Origin of the sequence: Croceibacterium atlanticum (assembly GCF_001008165.2) — a bacterium.
GTDB lineage: Bacteria > Pseudomonadota > Alphaproteobacteria > Sphingomonadales > Sphingomonadaceae > Croceibacterium_C > Croceibacterium_C atlanticum.
Genome location: NZ_CP011452.2, coordinates 1,857,067 through 1,880,699, shown reverse-complemented (window position 1 = coordinate 1,880,699; position 23,633 = coordinate 1,857,067). Strand labels below are relative to the sequence as shown.

Genomic DNA, 23,633 nt, shown 5'->3' with positions numbered 1-23,633 from the left:
GAGCGAGGATACGTGAACCTGTCATCCACCACCATTGCGAATGCGCCGGCTGAACAGATGAGCCTTTCTTCCCGCTGGCCGTTCCATGATCGGGACGAGATCGAAGCGGTCATGGACGTGCTGGCCAGCGGGCGGACCAATTCGCTGGTCCATGGCGACCAGACCAAGGCTTTCGAGGAAGAATTCGCCCGTTTCGTCGGCGCGGACCATGCGATAGCCGTAGCGAATGGAACGCTGGCGCTGGAACTGGCGCTGAAGGCCCTGGGGATCGGCCCCGGTGACGAAGTGATCGTGCCGGCGCGCAGTTTCTTCGCCACGGCGGCCTGCGTGGTTGCCGCCGGGGCGGAACCGGTCTTCGCCGATGTCGATCCGGTAAGCCAGAATATCTGCCCGCAATCGGTGGAACGCATGATTTCGGCCAAGACCAGGGCCGTGATCTGCGTGCATCTGGCCGGCTGGCCGTGCGACATGGATGCGCTGCTGGACCTGTGCAATCGGCACGGCCTGTTCCTGGTGGAAGATTGCGCCCAGGCGCATGGTGCATCCATCGGCGGCCGTCTTGCAGGAAGCATCGGCCATGCGGCGGCCTTTTCGTTCTGCACCGACAAGATCATGTCGACAGGCGGCGAAGGCGGGATGTTCGTCACCTCCGACCGGGATATTTTCCTGAAGGCATGGGCCTACAAGGATCACGGGAAGAGCTATCAGAAGGTCAATTCAGGCGGAGGCGGCAGCGCGTTCCGTTACATCCATGACAGTTTCGGCAGCAATTTCCGGATGACGGAGATGCAGTCTGCCATCGGCCGTGCGCAATTGGCCAAACTGCCGGACTGGCTTGCCCGGCGCCGCGCCAATGCCGAATTGCTGAACGGGATATTGGCCGGCCACCCGCTGGTTGCCGTGCCGCAGCCGCCGGCCGATACGGTCCATGCCTGGTACAAATACAATATCACGATCGATCTTGACGGCTTGCAGGACAAGAGCAGCGTCAACGAGATCGTGGACGAGCTGCGCTCTCACGGAATTACATGCGGTACGGGCACCTGCCCGGATATGAGCCGCGAAGACGCTTTCACCGACCGCGAAGTCAGAACTGATCAAGGCTTGCCAAATGCCCACAAGGTGGGAAAAGCAAATCTAATGCTCGCAATCGACCACATGTTCGATCAAAAGCAGATTCAGGAAATCGGGGCGCTAGTAAGAACTGCCATCACTTGATGGGCGATATTGACCAGAGGGATGGGTCATTGATTGCCGAATTACAACTTATTGATCTTGCGCCTGGGGTGCTGTTCAACCTTTTCCGCGATGGAGCGGCTGTTGCGCTGATTGATTTCGGTGCGACGACGCGCAAGCTTTGGCAGCGTCTGGTGCAAAAGCCGGACGAGGTTCTGCCGTGGGAACTGCCTATCTCCGATATCGCGGCCAACCACCATGGGTCGGCGGATATCACCCAGGCGTTGGGCGATGTCATTTATTTCCAGCCGGGACTGCATGGCTATATCGGCCGGAAGATCGAGATCGAACGAAGCGTGGATGGCGATCTGAAGCCGATCCCTGCCTCCTTCCGGCAGAACGGGCAGACGGTTCCCCTGCAAAGGGAACTGATCGGCGAATGCTGCGATGTCGTGGATACGATCATGGCCGCGCTTGCCCCGCAGGACAGGCCCGCCCGGCAATATCGGGTTGCGATGCAACGCCTGAAATACCAGGCCTCCGCCGGGGAGTTCGAGATGCTTTCGCGGATGACCAGCGATTCACTGGCGCGCTGGGGGCGGCTGGGGTTCCAGATCGACCGGAATCGCGGTGCCCTGCATCACCGTCTGTCGGGCCGATGGGCTTCGGACATTCTAGGCGTGATGATGACGATGCCGGGCGGGAGAAACTTCGCGCGGTGGATCAGCGAGGATGTCGTCAAGGGTGTGCCGGGCGATACCCCTGATGCGCGCACGATCGTGGAACGCCCGCATACGGATGGCCGCTATTTTTCGGCCCTGTGCGGGGACAGGCAAAGCGTCCGGACGGAGTTTCTGTATGAAGGGAAATGGCAGAACCTGCCGGTCACTACGGACAAGCTGGCAATCATGCCCGGTGATCTGGCGAAGCGCGATTTCGGTCTGAAGCCGGTTCTGCACCGCGTGATCTATCCAAATGACCTGCCGGCAAACGACATTGACGATCGCTGCGGTAATGTGACGCTTTTGTTCGGCGCGACCTGACAGCACCGGATCTCTGACGCGAAGCCCGCGATCTCCAGGGGGTCGCGGGCATTTTTTGTGTCAGCCGCTTGGCAGTGCCGGAAAACCTGACCAGCAGTCCTGAAGCGTGGCGCACGGCCTTGCCTGCCCGATGGCAGAAAGCCGATCCTTAATCGGGCCGCTGGCCGATGGCCTCTTCCAGCAGGGGGGCCATCAATCTCGCGCCCAGTGGGCTGACATGATTGCTATCGGTATAGAGCGGCTGCCCGTCACGGGCGACCGTGCAATTTTCATCCGGGCAGAGGACTTCCGCCGGATAGACGCGCTCGATCAGAGGATCGTTGCCGAAGGAATCCAGGATCTCGAATACAGGTTGTTGCCGTTTGCGATAGGACAGCATGGGCAGACCGAATTCGAAACTGCTGATGCCGCGATCTTCCATCCGGGCCAGCGCGAATGGCACGTCATAGCCGATTTCCGGGCCGGGATAGACGAGGATGACCTGCTTGCCTGCGGCGGTCAGGCGTTTCACCAGCCCGCCAATACCACGCGCCAGCGCCTCCTGCGCTTCAGGCGTGAACTGATCGTAATCGGTCCCATCGGCGGAAAGGAGCCGCGGCAGACCGGAATTGGTTTCCGCCGGGCCGGCACGAAGCGCGCGACCCTGGAAATAGAGCGACCAGCGCCCAACCAGCACAACGGACCGGATATTGTCGTTATCGAGCACGAATTGCAGGTGCTTCCGGTTGAGCGCAATACATTCCCGGCTGGTGCCCATTTCATACAGCGCCGGACAGCCGGAGCTTGCGGCATATTGCGTGGAATGCCCTTTCCCGGTCAGCGCGTCCGCCGCGGCCCACAATGCGCCCGCATGGGAATCGCCCCACAGCATCACGTCCACTTCGCCCGGCGATCCGATGATGCAATTCTCGCCATGATCCGCTGCCCAGGAACAGACCTTGTAGGGATTCACCGTGTCCTTCACTTCGGACAGGGCGACGACATCGGCGCGGAAGCGCTGGGGCAGCCCGTTTCCGAAGAACAGCACGGAGCCCGCCGTGATGCCGCAGGCAATCGCGACAATGCCGGCCGTCAGGGTGGAGAAACGCGATTTCAGCAACTGCTTTTCGCGGAATGGGCGCTCGACGAAATACCAGGACAGGGTCGCGCAGATCAGTGCCAGCGGGATCAGGCCGAAGATGAACGCGGCCGGATTCGGCTCGTCAAAAGTCTGATACCGAAGGAAGGCGAAGAGCGGCCAGTGCCAGAGATAGAAGGAATAGGATATCTTGCCGAAGAAGGTCATCAGCGGACTTGCCAGCAATTGCCCCACCGGAGTGTTCTCGTCGCACTGGCCGGCATGGATGATCAGTGCTGCACCGATACAGGGCACCAGTGCGGCCAGGCCGGGAAATACCATCTCGTCGGAGAAGGCCACCACGGCATAGATGATCATGGCGAAGCCCAGCGCAGCGGCCCAGGCGGCCAGGCGCCGGCTGCGGATCCGGGGCACCAGGCCGGCGGCCAGCAGGCTGCCGATCAGCAATTCCCAGCAGCGGAAGGGCAGCAGGTAGAAAACGTCGTCAGGCTCGTACTGGATGTACCAGACGCTGGTTACCAGAGAGATCACGGCGATTGCACTGCCCGCCATCAGCAGCCAGCTGCGCCGGCGGCCAGCCAGCGCCATCAGCAGCAGGGGCCAGAGCAGGTAATATTGTTCTTCCAGTGCCAGCGACCATGTGTGCAGCAAGGGCTTCAGCTTGGCATCGCCGTCGAAGTAATCGACTTCGCTCAACAGGGCGATATTGGAGACGGACCCGCTTGCCGCAGCCAGGTTCAGGCCAAGCGTTTCAAGATCGCGCGGGAACATGAATATGGCGCCCAGCACCCCGCAAATTGCGAGCATGGTGAACAGCGCAGGAAAGATGCGCCGAACGCGCCGGGCATAGAAATCCAGCAGGGAAAAGCGTTCTTCCCTCAGTTCCCTCAACAGGATGCCGGTGATCAGATAACCGGAAATGACGAAGAAGATATCGACGCCGACAAAGCCGCCCGAAACGATGCCCAGTTCCGAATGGAACAGGACCACGGGCCACACCGCCAGAGCGCGTAGCCCGTCAATATCTGCCCGGTAACCGATGCCTGCCGCCTTCGGATTGGTCACGGCATCGGGGCTTCTCTTCCCCTGTCCGGCCAAAACGCTTCTGAGCATCCTTGCGGATGAGCTGAATGCCATGTTCGAATTCTTCTTGTCGGAATTAATGGCGGCGCGCCTTCCGGCGCGGTCAGGCGGCGGAAAATTCAGTCAGAGGCAGAGTCCCTTGATGGCGTCTGTTCCGCCTTGGCGGACATATCGGTCTTGCGTTTGTAACGCGCGAAGAACGGATCGAGATTTTCGTCGATGTAATTGTCGATATATTCGATCGTCTCTTTCGAGAAATAATCGACAAAGCCGCCTGCCTTGCCCCGACGAACCTTGAAGCTGTCGGGATTATCGGGATCGGCGGGCCGCAGCCGTTCGTGCTTGAACCCGTCCTTCAGTTCGGTCTTGCGCATATTGTCGAAGGATCCGAACTGCACCGCATCCTGCAACAGCTTGTCACCCGGTTCCGGAATGCCGAGGAACCCGGCCGTGCTGCGCAGCACGCCTGCGGCATCGGCATGCATGTCCTCATAGGTGATCCAGTGGAAACCCCTGGGGCCGGTGCGGTTGCGTGCCCAGGCATTGTAGAAGGCGACAACCGCATCGATGCTGCCGCGTTCATGGCGCAGATAATGCTCCATGTCGCAATCGATCACCTTCATGCGGTTCTTCGCATCGAAATAATAGGATACGACCACATCGCGCGGATCGCGGGTCAGCAGCACGATCTTTTTGCCGGAATAACGGGATTTGTCCGTTTCCACCTCCGAACCGAATTTCAGGTTCGGATAATCGTCATGGGTGAAACCGATATTCGGGATTTTGGAGGAGATCTTCCAGAAATGCTGGATCTCCATCGGGTTGTCCGTTTCCACCCCATATTGCCGCAGGATCATGTGACCCATCATCGTGCGCAGCCAGGTGCGGCCCGATTTCGGATAGGACAGGACATAGGCATCGCGCGCCCAGTCGCTCGCCGCGCGGCGAAGCGAACCCATCCAGCCCTTGGTCTTGACCGATTTGGGCAGGATCTTCTCGCCAGTGGAAAACGACAAGTCGCGCAGCATGGTCCGCATGGTCATATCGAAGTCCCCATTCCGGTTTCGACTGTATGGCGATTTTTCCTATGCGCGGCATTCTACCCGAAGCGGGCTGGCGCGTTTGTTATCTTTGTGGTTACCCCCCTGAATAACCGCACTAATCATGCAGCCTTGTTCTTCCGGTAAATTCGCTGGTGGAAGAACCATTGGTATGGTCCCACTTCCAGCACGCGATGCACCACATGGGTGATGGCAATCGTGACCGGGGTGGTGACGGCAAAGAAGAACGCCATCGAAACCAGCCAGTTTTCAGTGAACAGGTCCATCCGGTCGAACAGGGTGCGGAAGGCGTAATAGGTATAGGGATGGACCAGGTAGAGCGAGTAGCTGATCGTGCCGAGATAAACGAGAACGCGGCTTTGCGCGGCCATTGTGGTCAGGCTGCCGGATTGTACCGCGAAGTTGAAATACAACGTGGTGCAGACGATCAGCGCCCAGGACCGCGGATCGGCCATGTCGGCCTGGGAAAAGTCGTAATGGCGGCTGCTTGCCAGAAGGATGCAGGCCAGGCCGAAAGCGACTTCGAAGAAACGCGATGCCCTATCCGAAAGGCGTAGATCTTCTTCATAGATCAAACGGACGATAACCCCGCCAGCGAAGAAGGCCGCGATAGGGTAACGGAACAGGAAAGCGGCAGAGAGGACGGCGACGGCAATCGTGCCGATTCTGCTCTTGCGCGTATAGGCGACGTAGTAACCGACCGCCGCCAGCGTATAGAACATCACTTCATAAGTGAGGCTCCAGGCGTTGGGCGTCAGCTGTTCGGTCCCGGTGAACAGGTTGAGAAAGGTCAGTCCGGCAAGAACCGCCGTGGGATTATTCGTCCCGGGATATTCATTGGTCAACGCATTGAGGATGATGAACAATGCGGAAAACGCGAAGAACAGCGGATAGAGGCGCAGGAACCGGCGCAGGGCGAACTGCCCCAGCGTGTAGCGCCTGATGCTCGGCAGGATTACGAAGCCACTGATCGCGAAGAATAATTGCACGCCCCAGCTGCCAAGGCACCAGGGGGCGTGGACAAGATGCACATAAGCGGCGTTGTCGTCATAAATATGTTCGGCCGTTCCGCCCAGCAGGTGCGCCCAGAAAACGGCCAGCGAAGCAAGCCCGCGGAGCCCGTGCGTTGCCGCGTTGAATTCCCGCTTTACCGTGGATTGCGGCTTCTCGATCCGGATCGGCTGGGTGATGGTGCTGGCCATGCTGACTGCTCAGCCGCCCGAGAACTGGCCGAGTATATCGGCCAGCGTCAGCACGGTCTTGTCGGCAATGTCGCGCGTGACCGGCACGTTGTTGTGAATGAGGCAGTCGGCCCCGACCTTCGATCCGTTGATCAAGGTCGCGCACATGCCGATGGTCGATCCGGCGCCGACGCGGCAATGGCCGGCGACCACTGCATTTGGCGCGAGATGAACATGATCGGCGATGACGCTGTCATGCGCGATCACGACATTCTGGTTGATGATGCAATTATCGCCAATGGTCACGGCCGGGCCCACGCTCGCACCGGGCAGGCAATAGCTGGCGGCCCCCAGCGTGCTGCCGAGGCCGAGCCGGGCTGTCGGCGCGACCAGGGGCGGCAGATCGAATCCCAGCTCCACCAGCTTGTCGAACACTTTCTTGCGCGCCGCATTCGAAGTCGCCCCGCCGACGCCGACAAAGGCATAGCGAACGCCGCGATCGCGTAATTCCTGCAGCACATCGTCCGTGCCGAGTGCGATCAGCCCGTTCAGGACCTCGGTGCCTGCCGGCACCTTGGCATCGACGCAGCCGATCAGGTTGAAACCGCTGCCCTGCGCCGCGTCCATGATGGCCCGCGCATGGCCGGATGCACCGAAAATCACCGCATCGGCCGCGCCATAGCTTTCCTTCAGCACCGGTGCCGCGCCGGTTGCTGCCTGCGCGGATCCCCCGGCGGGCGCTTCTGCGGCATGGCGTTCCACATCGGCCACGCGGACCTTGCCGTCCTTGCCTGCGACGTCGTCCACATTCACGCCGAGTTCGCGGGCCCGTTCGCGGGCCTTGGCCGAGACATGGCGTTCGGCCGTGCCTTCGCTGCCGCCGTCAGCCTCTTCCTCGTCCGCCCATTTCAGGTCGAGATCGTCGGGCTGCGTATCCGTTTTCAGTTCGACTTCGCAGATCGCGCCGCCTACCGGGATCATGTCGTCCACGCTGACCAGTATCCGGCCGATCGTGCCTCCCACCGGGGCGATCACGTCATTGGCCGCCTTGGTCGTCTCCACCGTGAACAGCAGGGTTCCATCCTCGAAGGATTCACCTTCCGCCAGCGGCAGGACGGCAATGCGCGCCTCGTCTTCATTGGCGTTGAGCCGAGGCATGGTCAGTATGGCGCGTCGCGTGGTCATGCTTGGTTTGGTCCTGTCGTCTTGCCGAATTCAGGCGAACAGCCGCAACGCGGCGGCGGCGATGGAATCGGGGCCGGGAAGCAGAGAGACTTCCCACGGCTTTGTGCTGGGGATCGGGTGATCGGGGCCGGTCAGCGAAGCGAATGCCAGCCTGTCCGTGCCCGCCAGGGCATGAGCGATTTCGGAAGTGAACCCCCAGCCGCCGGCGCCTTCTTCCACCACCAGCACGCGGCGGCAATTGCCCACCTGCTTGCGGATATCCGCATGGTCGAGCGGGGAAAGACGGGTCACGTCCACCACGTTCACCGCCAGTTCCTCTTCCTCGTCCAGCCGGTCGGCGGCCTGGACGGAAGGTTCCGTGCTGCCGCCATAAGTGACGATGACCAGATCGGGATCGTCATGCGGGGCGAGTTCGCGATTATCGACCTGGCGTGAATAGAGAATCTTGTTCTCGATCATCAGATGCGGCGTGCCGGACGCGAAGGCTTCGGCATAAATCCCGGCAATGTCGGAATATTGGCTGATCGCCCGGACGGTCAGGCCCGGAACGCCGCAGAAATGCTTTTCCAGGCTCTGGCTGTGCGTCGCGCCATAGCCGCGCTTGCCGCCCATCGGCGCGCGCACGACCACGGGCACGCTGATCTGGTCGTTATAGACCCAGGGCAGCTTGGACATGTGATTGACCAGCTGGTCCGTGCACAATGTGATGAAATCGCCGAACATGATTTCCAGGCAGACGGGTTTCTTCTTCAGCGCCATGCCGGTGGCGACACCGGAAATCGCCGCTTCGGAAATCGGCGTGCTCAGCACCCGGTCCGGAAATTTGCTGGAAAGGCCCTTCGTCGCCTTGAACGCACCGCCATAGGGATCGAGGATGTCCTCCCCCATCACATAGGTGCGATCCGAGCCGGCAAGGAAATCATGCAGGCTGGCGTTGATCTGTTCGATTACGCGCATGCTTCGGGATCCGCCATCGCAGTTTCAAAACACTGGTCGAGATAGGCCCGCACGATCTCGTCGAGAGCGTCCGTCTCGCCGCTGACCCGGTTGCGGGCAATGTCGAGGCAGTCACGCTTGCGCAGTTCGCGCAGCTCCTCCTCGGGCCGTGTGTCGTCACCCTTGCTATGGGCGTGGAGGCGCACGGTTTCGATATGCAGCCAGAAGGGCTTGCCTTCCGTGCGGACATAATCGGCGGCCTCGATTGCGGCCTCGCGCAGTTCCTCGATATCGGTCGAATTGATCGTGCGTGACCTGATGCCGAAGGGGGCGCCGCGCTGGCCGATCTCGCCCGCCACGCCGGCCGTGCGGCGCGTGGTCTGGGCAATGCCGTTGTCTTCGACCACGAACAAGACCGGGCAGTTCCAAAGAGCGGCCAGGTTCATGCCTTCATAGACATAGCCCTGGCCCATCGTGCCATCGCCCAGAAAGACGGTGGTGATGGCGCCGATTTCCTTGTCGGCATGGGCCGTGCCTACAGCCAGCGGGACCAGGCCGCCCTGGATGCCGCTGGAAAAGAAGTTGCGCCAGGCAAGGTGCTGGCTGCCCCCGCGCCCGGCGCAGACGCCGGTTTCACGGCCAAGGATTTCGGCGAACAGGCGATAGGCATCGCCGCAATAGGCCAGGAAATGACCATGGCAGCGATGGTTGGACCAGACAGTGTCGATTTCCCGGTCAAGCGCGCCCATGATCGCGACGGCATTCGCTTCCTGCCCGATGCAGGTATGCGTGGTGCCGGCCATCAGGCCCTGGCTGAACATGTCCAGCAGCCGCTGTTCGAACTGCCGGATGAAGGACATCGTCATGTAATCCGATGTCGCCTGGTCATTCGAAGCCGACGAAAGAAGATCGTTGAAGTGTTTCATGAGGTCTGGCCCGCTCCATTGGCCTGCACTTCGCCCTGCTGGGCGAATTTCAGGACGATCTGGGTCCGGTTGGACGCGCCGAGAATGCGCATGATGAAATGGACATGCGTCTTCACCGTGCTCTCGCTGATCGAGAGGCGCTTGGCGATTTCCTTGTTCGACTGGCCCAGCAGCAGGGATTCAAGCACCTGCCGCTGCCGCGGCGTGATCTTTGCCAGCAGGGGATGCCCTTCCAGAACGCCCAGATTCAGCGAACCGCTGGTCTTGGACAGCATGAAGGGACGCGGCGAACGCGCATCTTCGCGGAGCGGATAAAGGCCATATCCGTAATGAATCAGGCAGAAGGATGCCCGCAGCAGTTCCGGTTCCATATCGGCAGGCAGGACGGAATGGATCTGCCCGGTCGCCCGGCCCAGAAATTCTTCCGGTTCATCCACGATCGCGACTATTTTCGATTTCGGGCAGAGCTGGCGTATGCGGCCCAGATCATCCTCGAACTCAGCCGCTTCGCGTTCGCCGCTATCGAAGAAGATGACGATCAGGTCGTGCTTGCCATCCGCCGAAATCTCCTGCGCGCGGTTCAGCTGCGCGATGTCGGAAAAGCCGTGCGAAGACAGGCTCGCTACAACGCAGGTCCGGCGGAATTCCGACTGGTCAAGAAGCAGGATGTTCGGCAGAGCCAGGGTCTCTCCAGTCGGTTGCTGGAAGACGAGCGCCTCGTTCACGTTTTTCATCCGCGGGCCCAGATCTTCTTGAAGCCGTTGGCAAAGCCGGCGAGCTGGTTGCGGATCTCGGCCGCAAATCCACCGGAATGGGCGAATTCGGACGTGCTCTGCATGTAATACTGGACTTCGTCCTGATAGCCGCGGCGGGCGTGATCGGCATAGTCGACGCCGTCAAACACCGCCCCGTCGACGCGATTGGCCAGCTTGTCCAAAGTGGCTTCGATCTGCGGCACTGTCGTCTGGCCCCAGCGCATCACCAGCAGGATATTGTCGGCAAAACGCGCCAGGCTGCGTACGTCATGCACGGCAAGAGCGGACGGACCATTGATGACCACGAGATCGAAATCCTCGTTCAGGCGGCCGAACAGGTTGCGCATATTGTCGGGCGTGAAGACCGCGGCGGGGTTCTTGACCGGCTCGCGCATGCTCACCACCACCGGGCTGTAGGTCGTCAGTTCGCGGCTGTCCGTCGGTTTTTGCGGGGCGGGCAGGCGGATGCGTTCTCCCGGCTCGGTCAGCAGGTCGACCAGGTCCGGGCGGCCCAGCTCGCGCTGGATATCCTGGATGATGCTCGGCTGGCGCAGGTCGAAATCCACCACGATGGCGCGCTGGCCGGCTGCTGCGGCGGCAGCGCACAGGCTGATCGCCACGGTGGCCTTGCCATCGCTCGGCAGGGGGGAGGTGACGAAGACGGTCTGCGTCTTGTTCGGCTTCGCCAGGTCGAGGATGTGGGTGTGGAGCCCACGGGCCACTTCGGCGAAGACCGAATGCGGCTCGTTCACCACCGGGTTGTTCTCCAGCGTCATGTCGGTCGTCTCGGAACGGTCGAGCGCCGGGAACATGCCGAAGGTCTTGAGCCCGAACATGCGGAAGATCTGCGACGGGCTGCGGAGCTTGTCGTCCAGCAGTTCACGGGCGAAGACGATCAGCAGCGAAATGACCAGGGCGGCCAGCAGCGCACCGGCAATCGTGCGGGCCGGCTTCGGATAGAAGGGCTCGCTCTGCGGGACGGCGCCGGAAATCAGCGTGGAGTTCACGCCGATGATGCCAAGGGCGGAGCGGACCTCCTCTTCGCTGTTGACGGTCGACATATAGGCGCTGCGGGCAACTTCGGCTTCACGCTCCAGCTGGGCGAGCTGAGCCTTGTTGGCATTGTTGGAATAGGCCTTGGCCGTCATCTCGTTCAGCATTCCGCGCAATTCATTGGCACGGGCAGCTGCGGCATCGCGTTCGCTTTCGGCCAGGGTGCGCTGCTGGGCAGCCTCGGCGGCGGCCTGCTGGCGCGCGGCGGCCTGAACGGCAGCTTCTTCGCGGCGAATCGATTGGTCGAGTTCGGAAATCTGGTTCGACAGGCTGACCATCTGCGGATGGCCTGCGCCGAAAGTGGAGGACAGGCGGGTCCGTTCCGTTTCCAGTTCTGCCCGGCGCCGGCGCTGCTGCTGCAGAAGCGGCGAGTCGGCATTGGCCGTGCTCGTCATGCCTGCCGCGCGCGAAACGCCGGAAGAGCGTGCAGAAGATGCCGATTTCAGCGCCTGCGCCGAAGCCGCTTCCACCGCGACGCGGTTGATCTGGGCCAGATCTTCCGATCCGCCGGCACCTTCCAGCATACCGCTTTCGGCGCGGAATTCGGCGACCTTCTTTTCCGCCGCCGCCAGCTTGGCGGCCAGGCGGGTGGATTCCTGTTCAAGGTCGGTCAGCATCCGGCGGCGCATCCGCTGACGACGCGAAACGCGCATTTCCTGTGCGGATAGCGGGTATTGGTTGGCGATATCGGCCGCCAGATCGGGATAGGGGGAGGTGACTTCGATATCGAGAAGGTCGGATTGCGGCGCATTCACGACCGAGATCATCCGGGTCAGCTTGGTCACGGCGGCGGCGTGTTCCTGTTCGGATAGTTCGCCGTCGCGTACGAAGTTCGACCCCATGAATTGCCGGTTGTTGATCAGGTCCAGATCCTCGACCACTTTCGCTGCGACCGCGCGCGAACGATAGATCTTCGCTTCGTTCTGCACGCGGATGGCGTTGCGCGCCTCGGCTTCGGCCTGGTTGGTGCCTTCTTCGTCGGTCAGTTCGACCTGGACGGTGGCCACGCTCTTGTACATCGGCGTGGCCAGAAGCTGGGAAATGGCGGCCAGAACGACCGCCACGGCCACGATCGAGACGATCAGCCAGCGATTGCGGCGCAGCGCGCGCAGCACATTGCGCACTTCATGCGTGCCGCCGCCTCCGCCACGACCGGAAACCTCATCTGGTCCGCTTTCGGTTGCGTCATAGTCGAACTTCGAAAAATCGGCGTCCGCCAAGGCAATATTCGTCTGGGCCATCTCAAAAATCCGCAAGCGGAAACGGGTTCAGTCCCGTTCCTTGATGGGGACATTGCCTGCGTGCCGGATTCGTTACAAAGGCGCATGGGAGGGGCCGGGCAGTGCATTGTAACTAACCCTATTTTGACAGGGCTATCCGGCCGATAGTTGGAGGTGCCCGGACAGGGCGCGGCAGACCGGCGGCATCCTGCCACCAGTCCGCGATTTCTGCCATTTTTCGAGAGTTTTCAGGCTTTCGCCAGCCGCTCATACAATTGGAGATGGGCGCCCGCGCAATAATCGAGCCGGTATTTGCGCCCTTCTTCCAGCGCTGCGGCCGACATTTTGGCATAGTCCTGAGGGGAAGACAGCATACGGCAGATCGCATCGGCGAAAATGGCCGCGTCGCCGGGTTTTGCCAGGATGCCGTTTTCGCCATCGCGCACCAGTTCGCGCGTACCGGCCACATTGGTGGCAACGACGGGAAGCGCGGATTGCAGTGCCTCCAGCATGGCAATGGGCATGCCTTCATAATGGGATGCGTTCACGAATATGTCCGCTTCGCGCATGAGTTCGGCCACATTGTTGCAGTCGCCCAGCAGTGTCACCACCTGTCCGGCGCCCAGCGAATCGATCTTTTCCTGCAAAGCGGCGCGTATCGCGCCATTGCCGGCCACGCGCAGGCGGAAGGGGCGATCCGGGCATTTTGCGCGGGCCATGGCCGCAGCCTCGATCATCATCGGATAGTTTTTCTGATCGGTCAGCGCCCCGACGGCGAGCAGTTCCGCAGGGCTGCCCATCGTCTTGCGCGGGCCATCCGCCAGGAAGCCGGGGCCCGTGGCATTGACGATCTTCACGATTTCCGTGCCGGTCTTGCTGGCCAGCAGGTCGCAGCATTCATCGCTGATCCCGACATAGGCGCTGACTGTCTTGCCAAGCAGGCGAAACAGCATGGGCGGAAAGCTCAGCCGGCTGTTGTGATGTGTCGCCACCACCGGCACCGACACGCCGGCCAGCGCCAGCAACAGGATTGCCCGGATCGTATGAGCATGGATGACATCCGGCTTTTCCCGGCGAAGCAGGCGACGCATCGCGATGGCTCCGCCAATCAGGTTCCGCCGGTCGCCAGTGGAAAGAATGCCTGTTCGCCCGCCTGCCGCCTCGATCCTGGCGCGCTGTTCCGTTTCCGTCCTGGTGTCATTACCGACAATCGAAGCGGGGCAGAGCGCCACCACCAGGGAATCGTGCCCAGCGGCGGAAAACGCTCCGCTCAAGTTCGACACCAGCACTTCGGCCCCGCCCGAGGTGAATGTCGTGATCAGGGAAACTATCTTCATCGATTGGCTGGATACCACCGGGAAAGGTAAAATTCCTGCAACATGATGGGGAAGGGCCCGCCCTCGTGGGCTAGGGCGCGATCAATTTGGTGGTACGTCCGATGTGTCCTTCTGTTGCGGTCCGTTCGCTGACAGTCTGGCCCGGTGGAATTTGAAGGATTGATTGGCCTGTCATGATCGAAGCGTCCGATATTGCGGTCACCTCGCATCAGGCAGGGGAAGATCGCCATTTCCCGCCATTTTCCGGAAAGCTTGCCGGTCGGCATATCTGTATCGTGCTTGCCTCGCTTGGGGCAGGGGGTGCGGAACGCGTCGTCGCATGGCTGGCGCGGCAGCTTGTCTCTGCCGGTTCGAGCGTCACCATCATATCGTTCGATCGGCCGGAGGATCCCGTCTATCACGATTTCGGGCATGGCGTGCGGCTGCGCAGGCTGGGGATCGATGCGAAAGGCCGGGGCGGAGGTTTGCTGCCGCCTGCGGCACGCCGCATAATTGCGCTGCGCCGGACCCTGCGGGAGATCGCGCCCGATATTGCCGTGGGTTTTCTTACCAAGATCAATACCTTGCTGCTTGCCGCCAGCGCGGGCATGGATGTGCCGGTAATCGTCGCCGAACGGAACAATCCGCAGCTTCAGCCCGCGCATCCGATGTGGAAGCACGCGCTGCGCCTGCTCTATCGCCGTGCCGACCGCATCATTTGCCAGACCCGGGCAAGCATGGTCTGCGTCCCGCAGGTTTGCCACGCCAATGTCAGGGTGATCCCAAATCCAGTATCGGCCCCGGCCATGTGCCGATCCGCACCGGATGGCGCGGGCGGGCGGGTTATCGCCAGCGTCGGCCGGCTGGAACGGCAGAAGGGTTTCGACCTGCTGATCCGCGCCTTTGCGGAAATGGCCGGGAAGGCGCCCGGATGGGATCTGGACATCTGGGGCGAAGGTCCGGAGCGGGAAAATCTTGCCGCCCTTGCCGCTTCGCTGGGCGTGGCGGACCGCGTCAACCTGCGCGGCCTCAGCGATCGTCCGGGCGGATGGATCGAACAGGCCGATCTGTTCGTCCTCGCTTCCCGTTATGAAGGGTTCCCCAATGTGCTGGGCGAAGCGATGGCGGCCGGATTGCCGGTGATTTCCGCCAATTGCGATTTCGGCCCGGCGGAGCTGGTGCGGGATGGGGAAACGGGGCTGCTGGTCCCGCCCGAAGATGTGGATGCGCTGGCCGCTGCCCTGTTGAAGATGACCGGTGACGATGCCTTTCGCGACCGGCTGGCCAATGCCGCACCGGAAGTAGCGCAGACCTTCTCCAATGATCGGGTGGCCAATGCCTGGTCCGAAGTGTTGGGCTCTGTCCTGAAGGATTGAGCGCGGCGGCTGTTCAGCCCCGGCGCCCCATCATGCTGTCATAGGCCTGGCTGACCTGGCGGCAGTGCAGGTCGATCCCGAACCGCGTCAACGCATCTGTCCGGGCCTTTTCTGCCAAAGCGCGCATGTCGCTCTCGGCCAGGGCGAGTGTCGCTTCCGCCAGGGCGGTCGGGTTCTCCGGCTCCACCAGCTTGCCGATATCGCCATCGCGCAGCGCTTCCACATTGCCGCCGGAACGGGTGGCGACAATTGGTGTGCCGACCAGCATCGCTTCCACCAGCGTCCGGCCGAAAGGTTCGTCCACGGCGGGGATCATCAGCACATCGCTGGCTGCAATCCAGTAGGTTCCATTGGTCCGCCAACCCATCAGGCGGAGCGTATCGCCCAATCCGCTCTCCGCGATGCGGGCCTGCATCGCCTCGTCCATTTCGGGCACTTCCGCAGCGCCGAACATCAGGCCCATGACGGGGCGATCCGGGGCCAGTTCGCGCATCCGCCGGATTGCATCGATGAACAGCAGCGGGCGTTTGCGATCGACGAAGACGCCGGAATAGGCCACCAGCAGGGTTTCGGGCGGCACGCCCAGTTCCTTGATCAGGGCGGCGCGCGCTTCGGCGCGGTTTACCCGGATATCGGTATCGAACGGGCTATGCACCACCTGCGCCTTGTTCGCGGCGGAAAACAGGCCCGGCCTGGGCAGGGCGAATTCCGAAACGGTCAGCACCCTGTCCGCCAGCAGCGGCGCGGCATAGCGCAGTCCGCGAGCATCGGGATTGCCGCGATGATGCCACAGAAGCTTGGCCCCGGCCGCCTTGGCAGCCAGCGCCCAGGCCACATGGGTGCGCCCGTCATTGCTGTGAACGATGTCGATCCGGTTTTCGCGCAGGAACCGGATCTGCGGGCCCAATTGGGCAATCGCCGCCTTGATCGCGTTCAGGCCGATCCGCTGGTTGAAGGGCAGTTCCGGCCAGTCGAACGGACACACCACCTCGATCCCATGTTCGCGAAACAGCCGCGCAATCTTTCCATCGGGATATTGCACCACGACCAGCGGCTGAAAACGTTCGCGGTCAAGTTCGCACAGCAGGCCAAGGGCCGACAGATGGCTGCCGCCGATCGCATCCCCGGTGAAGGGGAAGCAGATCCGCAAGGGCTTGCCACCCGCGGCTGTTTCCTCCGGCCCGATGCGCGAGGAAGCGTGCTGCGCCATCACGTTCATTCGGCCGCTTCCCGCATTGCTTCATGCTGTTCCCGGTGTGCGCGATAGGCCTTTTCCTTCGCGATCCGTTCACCGATGTCATAACGCAGAGGGCTGATGACCAGCGTCGCCGAAGTCATCGACCGAACGAACAGATAGCTCAGCCATTCGATGCCGAACGGTGTCCAGCGGCGGTATTTCCGCGCCGGCTTGCGCCCCATCATCTGGCGCAGCTTGGTCGGCAGCAGGTTCTTGGTGAAATGATAGGAAGTCGCCATGCTGAGATTGCCGGCCATGCGGGCAATCTCTCCAAAGGAACGATAGGTCGTCCAGCATTCGATGAATTTGGCGGTTTCTTCCGCATGTCTGGCCACCGTGTCATGGCCCAGCAATTTCCGGTCCACCCGGTATCGGCCGATACCCAGGCGGCTGAGCAGTGCGATCCACGCCACGCGGTAATTGTAATCCTTGATCCAGTGGGAAAAGGGCACGAGGCAGTGCGCTTCCTGCATGCACTGGGACAGCGGAAAAACATGGACCGACTGGCCGCCGGGGGCGAGTGTTTCCCGCAGATTCACCAGGAAATGCTGCAAATCCTCCACATGTTCGATCACCTGGTTGGACACGGCAAGATCGAAACTGCCTGCTTCATAGCCCCATGGATCGCCGTCCGAAATCAGCCGCACGCGATTGGACCAGTCGATGCCGGGATGGTTTTCGGTCAGCAGTTCAAGCGTTCCGGACAGCTGGCTGCTATCCTTGAAGCCATGTTCCCCGATGTCGAAACCGCAGATTTCCACCTGCAGTTCAGGCATGTGGCGGGTGAACAGCGATTGCAGGGAATTGATCAGCCTGCCGTCACCACAACCGATATCCAGGATGCGAAGCGGCCGATCCGACCGCGGAACGCGGCCCTCCGCGATCAGTGTCTGCAGGATGGTGAAGATGTGCTGGTGGGTAACCGGCACCTTCAGCGGGGGACGGGTCAGCCCGCTATTACCCGCTGCCATCGCGGAGGTCTGGAAGTTCATATGGTTATCGCCTCCGCCCTGGGTATGGCAGTGGTCTGGAAATAATCGTGATACCATTCGGCGAAGCGGCCCAGCCCTTCGGCCAGCATGACCTTGGGCTTGTATCCGGTAAGCTGGTTAAGCGCCGAAATATCGGCATAGGTCGCCGTCACGTCGCCCGGCTGCATTGGCCGCATGATCTTTTCCGCCTTGCGCCCGATGGCGTTTTCCAGCGTCGCCACCATGTCCATCAGGCCGACGGGGTGATTGTCGCCAATATTGAGGATGCGCGGATCCGTGCCTGCCGGCGGGTTGTCCAGCGTGCCCACGATCCCGTCCACGATATCATCAATATAGGTGAAATCGCGGGCCATCTTGCCTTCGCCGTAAATCTCGATCGGCTGACCGGCCAGGATCTTGTTGGTGAAGCTGAAATAGGCCATGTCCGGCCGGCCCCACGGCCCGTAGACGGTGAAGAAACGCAGGCCCGATTGCGGGATCTTGTAGAGCCGCGAATAGGCCGCGCTCATCAGTTCGCAGCTCTTCTTGCTTGCCGCATAGAGAGATACGGGCTGGTCGCAGGGATCGGTTTCGCGGAAGGCGCCGCCATTGGCCGGCCGATCGCCATAAACCGAACTGGAAGAGGCATAGACCAGATGTTCGAAATCCGGCTGGTGCCGCGCAGCTTCCAGGATTGCCAGATGGCCGCGCATGTTCGACCGTTCATAGGCGAAGGGATTGTCGATCGAATAGCGCACGCCAGCCTGTGCCGCGAGATGCACGATCCGCACCGCGCCGCTCTTGCGGACAAGTTTGGCCACGGCGTCGACATTGGCAATGTCCATCCGCTCCATCGAAAAGCCATCGCGTGCGGCCAAAGTCGCGGCGCGCGCTTCCTTCAGTGACGGATCGTAATAATCGTTGAAATTATCGACGCCGATCACCCGATCTCCGCGGTCGAGCAGACGATGGGCCGTTGCATGGCCGATGAAACCGGCCGCGCCGGTGACGATCGTTGGAAGCTTGTCGGTCATCATGTCAGCTCTTCGGCTTGCCGCCCTTTGAAACATGCCCGTTAATGGCAGAGCGGAATGGATAATTCGTTTCCGCGTAAATAGCAGAAATCATGTGATTCGATGCGCCCATGCTGGCCATGTCCCGCCCTGAGACGAGGCGGTCGCTCAGAAAGGCCAGAAAAGCGTCGAGATTGGAAATGCCGTCACTATCGGCATCTTCCCAGCTGTCTTTCGCGCCCACCCTGGCGCCATGGGTGTTTTCCCAGTCATCGGCCATGCCGTCCATGTCCGTATCGACATAGGGTGTCCCGGCCGCGGCAGGCGGAATGACGCCGGGCGTCTTCTTGATATGGCCCGTCTGCTTGCGAACATTGCGCACCACGCGTTCATCGAAGGCGTCGCGCGGCCATGCGCCGGCGCTGTCCAGCACGGCTTCATATGCCGCATCGGCCGATACGGGCTGCAATGTCAAAGGACAGGGCGGCGTATCGGCCAATATCTCGTCCACTTTGGCGGACTGGCGGACAAACTGCCCGTCAAAGCGATTACCCTCCGCAAAGATGGTGGCCAGGCCGTTCGATCCGATCACTTCGCGGTCGATGCCGACCGTGTGATCGGAAGTATTGGGACCGGCGCGGAACACATTGCCGACGATGGAAACCGGGGTTCCGCCATAACTTTCCCAAACCTCCGCGAATTGGGACTGCGCATTGTAGAACACGTTGTTCACGATCTCGACGCAGGAGGCCGGCGGGAAGTTCATGTCCGGATTGCGATCACCATTATGGGCGCAGAGATTGCCGATGAAACTCAGCCGCTGCGGGCCGACCGGGTCGCTGGCCAGCAGGGCGCATTTATCGTGCTTGGGGATGCCTTCGGCAAAGATGGAATCGCTGATGGTGATATTGTCATTATCGGCGAAGCCATTGATGATTTCATCCCGCGCCCAACTGGCGCTGACATGGTCGATAATCACCTTGCGGCTGTTTTCGATCGTGATTGAATCTTCCCCTCCCCGGTTATTTGGCGTGCCCACGCGATCATTCCGGATGCGGATATGCCGCACGACGATATCGTGCGTTTCCTTGATCAGCAGCGGGGTAAAGCCGAACTCCCCCCCGCTATGTGCCAGGGTTATGCCGCCGCCGGGGGCGGTCTGTCCGGCTATCGTCAGATAGGGATTGCGGATGACCGGAGGGCGCCCGTTGAAGCGGATCGTGCCTGACACGCGAAAGATACATACGCGCGGCATTTTCGCTTCCACGCATTCGCGCAGGGTGCCGAATCCGGAATCCTCCAGGCTGTCGACAAAGAAGATCTCTCCTTCGCGGCCGCCCTTTGCCATGGCGCCATAACCCCGCGCCCCAGGGAAGGCGGGCTGGCCCTGCAGATGGAGCGGTTGCACCATCGCATATTGTTCAGCCTGCGTTTCCCCGCTGCAACCTGCCAGCACGGCAGCGGTCGTCAGGACGTGGAACACCAGGAGCCTGGTGCGTTTCGCAATCCGCAAGGGGCGCCGCGACATCTCGCCGTTTCCTCAGAGTTTTACCCGTAGTTCGAGACCCGTCCGCAGACGATTGAACTCTTCGGTGATCAGATCACTGTCGCGCGTGGAGTATCTGGCGGACAGGGCCAGCGAAAGGTTCGGCGTCAGACGGTATTCGATCTCGCCGCGAACACCCTTGGTGGTTTCTTTCACCGAAGTGCCGACATATTTCGTCTGCCTGTAATTCACGGAAGCCTGCAACCGCAGATTGCGCCGCGCCTCCGCCTGCACGCCGAACACGAAATTCGTATCCGTGCGCGACTGGGCACCATTGCGAACAGTGGCAACGTCTCCGCGGAAAGCCTCCATGAACAATGCGATGCGCCTTGTGGGCAGGTAGGAGACATTGGCCTGGACCGAAACGCCGGAATTCTTCGGCAGGGTCGGGTCTTTCGGGTCCAGTTCGAACAGGCCGACCGTCGCCTCGCCGCGCAGAATGCCGCCTTCGTCGAAACGCAGGCCGGCGCGCGCGCCATAGGTCGTGGCATCGCGATTGATGCCGTTCGTATCCTCGTCCAGGCGGAAGGTTCGTTGATTGGCAAAGCCGACCACGACCGCGCGAACTGCCCCGCTCACCGTATATCCGGCCGTGACCTGTCCGGAATAGATCGTCAGGTCGCGTTCGTTATCCAGGGCGGAAAGGTAGTCTATCTTGCGAATGCTGCCTTCCGCGCCCAGCAATATCCGCGGGCCCTGATGGGTCCATCCGGCCTGTGCGCCCAGCACGTCGAACCTGCGTGGTCCGCTGCCGATGAAATTGCGCGCTTCGGGATCGCCGCGATCTTCGATCGCGCGTTGCCAGCTCACATCGGCGCGGATCACGTCCGGGCTGTCCATGCCGGTGACCAGATAGGCCCCGGCGAGCGCGGATAATGCGTCTTCGGTTGAATATTCGGCATAGGTGCGAGCCTGCGCCTGTGCGCGCAAAGTCACCTGGGTCGGCCCGTTGCGGGTGCGCGCTTCCACGCGGGGGGCGGTGATCAGCACCAGATCGCTGTTGCTGCCGCTGTTCTCCGCATAGATATTGCTGTCATATTCGGCGCGCGCTTCTGCCGAAGTATAGACGGTGAAGGGGCCCATTTCGGCGCCCAGCTGTTCATCATAGCCGGTCGGCAGATCGATGATCGGTGCCGTGGTCCCCAATTGCTGTGCCTGTGCCGCGAAGGGCAGGACCAGCGCGGTGCCCAGCAGGGCAGCTTTCGCAGATTTTAAAACCACCGTTCAACCACCTGAATCTGATCTCCGGGACGGACGGTGGCATCGGCTTCGGCCCTGCCGGTGACGGCGCGGCCTTCGACCTTGCGTGTGATCACCACGTCTTTCTGATTGGCGCGGACCGTATAGCCGCCGGCAATGGTGACGGCGGTCGTCACGGTCATGCCCGGACGATAGGCATATTCGCCCGGATTGTTCACTTCGCCGAGAATATAGAACGGCCGCAAGGTGACCGACTGCACATCCACGAAGGGTTCCTTCAGGATCTGGCGGTCCAGCAGTGCCTGGCGGATATCGCCTTCCAGCTGTTCAGTCGTCTTGCCGCGGGCCGGCACCTTGTCGATCAGCGGCAAGGACAGCATGCCGCTTTCATCGACAATGAAGGAAGTGCCTTCGAAGCCTTCCAGCCCATAGACCTGCACGCGCAGTTCATCGCCGGAATCGAGAGTGTATCCCGTTTCCTGCGCCGGTGGCAGATAATCGACCTGGCCGGTTGAGGTGCAGCCGGTGGCCATGGCCCCCAACGCGACGGTGCCCAGCACCTGCATGATCCCTCGAGGCAGTCTCATGACCGAAACTCCTTCAAATTCATCGAAGCCCAACTTTAATTCGTGGCTGCGAACCTAACTGAAAAAAATGACGCGGGCACAGCAATTAGGAATTCCTGCCAGCGCAGACGGCGTAACTAAAGAGTGTATTAAGACCTTCGGATAAGCCCATCCGGGCGCGCATAAAGCAGCATCAGCGCCAGCATGGGCGGGACTATGTTCAGGCGCGAGAACATGTGTGGAAGAGCCTGGGTGTAGATGATGAAGACTGTGGCGACGGCGAAGACAGCCCCCGCTTCGAGCCGGTTGGTCCCCATCTTGCGCAACGGCATGATGAACATCAGCGCCACCAGCATCACGAAGCCGCAAAAGGACAGCAGGCCGCCATCCACCAGCATCAGCATCGGCAAATTATGCACCGGCTGCTTGATGTCGTTGGTCTTCCGGAAGCCTTCCACGCCCAGCCCGACTATCAGCGTATCATTGGCTGTGTCCCACGCCTGGCCGATCAGTTCCACCCGGCCTTCGTAAGTGCCGGCATTCTGCAGGCTGCCTTCTGTCAGCGCTCCACCGACACGTTCCTGGAAGATGGACGGGAGCGGGGCGCCGCTGGCGACAAAGATGACAGCGCCCACCGCCACCAGGGCGGATACGCCGACCAGCTTGCGAATGCCGACGAATAGCAGGCAGATGGTCATGCCGATCGTAAAGGCTGCGAAGCCGGTGAAGGATGCGCTGAGCAACAGGCCCCACAGCAGGATCCCGATTGCGATTATAAAGGCCCAGAGCGGGATCATGCGCTTGGCCAGGGCATAGAGCGTCAGCGGCCCGGTAAAGGCGATCAGTTCACCATTCCAGTTCGGTTCCGTCGCAAAGCTCGACATGCGGCCATTGCCGGCAAGGAATTCCTTGGGAAAGATCTGCGATGCTTCCGCATGGGTCATGGTCAGCGCCACGGAAATGCCGATGATTTCCATGATCACCATGCCGAGGATGAAGGTGCAGACCAGCCGCCGCGCCAGCGAAACCGGCTGCCCCATCAGCATGACCGGGAAGAACAGGAAGCCGAACAGATATTGCAGCGCAATCACCACCCATCGGATCATGTCCCCGTTGATGACTGTGCCGATCATCAGCCCGGTCAGCATCATGGCCAGGGCAGCCAGCCAGAACGGGGTCATGGACCCGAATGGCCGCGCTGTGATCTGCCCCTGCGCCAGGCAGACGCCGAATGCCATGGCGAAGAACACATCCGAGAATGTGAGGTTGACCCCGCCAAGCCGGAATGCCTGATAACCGACCAGAAAGGCGCCGATTGTCATCAGGGCGGCCGCCAGCGGGTGCGGGGCGCCCGTGTCCGCCGGTTTCCCGCCGGAGGGCGCGGATCGACGCACGCGCCCGCCGCCCGGCGCCGCATAGGCCAGGCTGGCAGGTCGGACTGTCGCGCTATTTGTGTTCATCGAGCCCCCGCGGCTGTTGTCGAGGTGGTCTTTGGGCATGATGCCTTTTTCAATGCCTCCCCGACGATACCGCACTGCAAGATGCGCCATTGCGCGACTCAATAAAACTGACAGTTCGGATATACGCCGAAATTGCTGATACACTTCCGGATAGACATGGCCTGGCCCGAAAGAGGGCAAAAAGGGCTATAGACCCTAAGGGTTCTTCATAATGACCCGGCCGAGGGCGTAGTTGCGGTGCGAATGGGCTG

At 61.3% G+C, this 23,633-nt stretch carries 19 protein-coding genes; 3 read left to right on the top strand and 16 right to left on the bottom strand.

All coding sequences use genetic code 11. From position 1 onward, the window contains the following. Positions 1–12 precede the first annotated feature (12 nt). Both WYH_RS08935 and WYH_RS08930 read left to right on the top strand, forming a co-directional pair. A complete protein-coding gene (locus WYH_RS08935) occupies positions 13–1,218 on the top strand; it encodes a DegT/DnrJ/EryC1/StrS family aminotransferase (RefSeq protein WP_046903551.1) in 1,206 nt (401 codons plus the stop codon). A gap of 29 nt (positions 1,219–1,247) precedes the next feature. Beyond that, positions 1,248–2,219 (top strand): hypothetical protein, encoded by a 972-nt coding sequence (locus WYH_RS08930; RefSeq protein WP_169780747.1) that lies wholly within the window; start codon positions 1,248–1,250, stop codon positions 2,217–2,219. A 148-nt stretch (positions 2,220–2,367) separates the two neighbouring features. Here the strand turns inward: WYH_RS08930 and WYH_RS08925 are convergent, their stop codons facing one another. The 9 genes from WYH_RS08925 to WYH_RS08885 all read right to left on the bottom strand — a co-directional run bounded on the left by WYH_RS08925 (position 2,368) and on the right by WYH_RS08885 (position 14,034). Beyond that, positions 2,368–4,362, bottom strand: coding sequence for an acyltransferase family protein (locus WYH_RS08925; RefSeq protein ID WP_046905005.1), 1,995 nt, complete (start codon positions 4,360–4,362; stop codon positions 2,368–2,370). Between the two features lie 137 nt (positions 4,363–4,499). Then, positions 4,500–5,423 carry a sulfotransferase domain-containing protein gene (locus tag WYH_RS08920; RefSeq protein WP_053833494.1) on the bottom strand — a complete coding sequence of 308 codons (924 nt, stop codon included), beginning with the start codon at positions 5,421–5,423 and terminating at the stop codon, positions 4,500–4,502. Between the two features lie 119 nt (positions 5,424–5,542). Further along, entirely contained in the window at positions 5,543–6,643 is a 1,101-nt protein-coding gene (locus WYH_RS08915) for an acyltransferase family protein (RefSeq protein ID WP_046903549.1), read from the bottom strand. A 9-nt stretch (positions 6,644–6,652) separates the two neighbouring features. Next, positions 6,653–7,807: a PglD-related sugar-binding protein gene (locus tag WYH_RS08910; protein ID WP_046903548.1), complete on the bottom strand. Its 1,155-nt coding sequence runs from the start codon at positions 7,805–7,807 to the stop codon at positions 6,653–6,655. A gap of 30 nt (positions 7,808–7,837) precedes the next feature. Beyond that, positions 7,838–8,764: an alpha-ketoacid dehydrogenase subunit beta gene (locus tag WYH_RS08905; protein ID WP_053833493.1), complete on the bottom strand. Its 927-nt coding sequence runs from the start codon at positions 8,762–8,764 to the stop codon at positions 7,838–7,840. Continuing rightward, on the bottom strand, positions 8,755–9,669 hold the full coding sequence (locus tag WYH_RS08900; RefSeq protein ID WP_053833492.1) for a thiamine pyrophosphate-dependent dehydrogenase E1 component subunit alpha: 915 nt from the start codon (positions 9,667–9,669) through the stop codon (positions 8,755–8,757). Before WYH_RS08900 ends, WYH_RS08905 begins: the two co-directional genes overlap by 10 nt. After that, positions 9,666–10,403, bottom strand: a complete 738-nt coding sequence (locus WYH_RS17135; RefSeq protein ID WP_053833491.1) for a response regulator transcription factor — start codon at positions 10,401–10,403, stop codon at positions 9,666–9,668. Before WYH_RS17135 ends, WYH_RS08900 begins: the two co-directional genes overlap by 4 nt. Then, positions 10,400–12,718, bottom strand: a complete 2,319-nt coding sequence (locus tag WYH_RS08890) for a GumC family protein (RefSeq protein ID WP_053833490.1) — start codon at positions 12,716–12,718, stop codon at positions 10,400–10,402. The genes WYH_RS17135 and WYH_RS08890 overlap by 4 nt, the downstream gene beginning before the upstream one ends. A gap of 227 nt (positions 12,719–12,945) precedes the next feature. Then, positions 12,946–14,034 carry a glycosyltransferase gene (locus WYH_RS08885; protein ID WP_046903547.1) on the bottom strand — a complete coding sequence of 363 codons (1,089 nt, stop codon included), beginning with the start codon at positions 14,032–14,034 and terminating at the stop codon, positions 12,946–12,948. Between the two features lie 173 nt (positions 14,035–14,207). On the opposite strand from WYH_RS08885, the gene WYH_RS08880 reads away from it, so the two are divergent. Continuing rightward, positions 14,208–15,389 (top strand): glycosyltransferase family 4 protein, encoded by a 1,182-nt coding sequence (locus WYH_RS08880; protein ID WP_046903546.1) that lies wholly within the window; start codon positions 14,208–14,210, stop codon positions 15,387–15,389. Between the two features lie 13 nt (positions 15,390–15,402). Here the strand turns inward: WYH_RS08880 and WYH_RS08875 are convergent, their stop codons facing one another. The 7 genes from WYH_RS08875 to WYH_RS08845 all read right to left on the bottom strand — a co-directional run bounded on the left by WYH_RS08875 (position 15,403) and on the right by WYH_RS08845 (position 23,382). Next, positions 15,403–16,608: a glycosyltransferase family 4 protein gene (locus WYH_RS08875; RefSeq protein WP_235979037.1), complete on the bottom strand. Its 1,206-nt coding sequence runs from the start codon at positions 16,606–16,608 to the stop codon at positions 15,403–15,405. Then, positions 16,605–17,618: a class I SAM-dependent methyltransferase gene (locus WYH_RS08870; RefSeq protein ID WP_053833489.1), complete on the bottom strand. Its 1,014-nt coding sequence runs from the start codon at positions 17,616–17,618 to the stop codon at positions 16,605–16,607. Before WYH_RS08870 ends, WYH_RS08875 begins: the two co-directional genes overlap by 4 nt. Then, a complete protein-coding gene (locus WYH_RS08865; RefSeq protein WP_046904998.1) occupies positions 17,615–18,631 on the bottom strand; it encodes an NAD-dependent epimerase/dehydratase family protein in 1,017 nt (338 codons plus the stop codon). The genes WYH_RS08870 and WYH_RS08865 overlap by 4 nt, the downstream gene beginning before the upstream one ends. A gap of 4 nt (positions 18,632–18,635) precedes the next feature. Continuing rightward, on the bottom strand, positions 18,636–20,138 hold the full coding sequence (locus WYH_RS08860) for a pectate lyase family protein (protein ID WP_235979036.1): 1,503 nt from the start codon (positions 20,136–20,138) through the stop codon (positions 18,636–18,638). Positions 20,139–20,150: 12 nt separating this feature from the next. Next, a complete protein-coding gene (locus tag WYH_RS08855; protein ID WP_046903544.1) occupies positions 20,151–21,377 on the bottom strand; it encodes an outer membrane beta-barrel protein in 1,227 nt (408 codons plus the stop codon). Beyond that, complete coding sequence (locus WYH_RS08850) at positions 21,368–21,943, bottom strand: polysaccharide biosynthesis/export family protein (protein ID WP_046904996.1); 576 nt, start codon at positions 21,941–21,943, stop codon at positions 21,368–21,370. The genes WYH_RS08855 and WYH_RS08850 overlap by 10 nt, the downstream gene beginning before the upstream one ends. Positions 21,944–22,071: 128 nt before the next feature. Continuing rightward, positions 22,072–23,382: an O-antigen ligase family protein gene (locus WYH_RS08845; RefSeq protein WP_156320108.1), complete on the bottom strand. Its 1,311-nt coding sequence runs from the start codon at positions 23,380–23,382 to the stop codon at positions 22,072–22,074. Positions 23,383–23,633 lie beyond the last annotated feature (251 nt).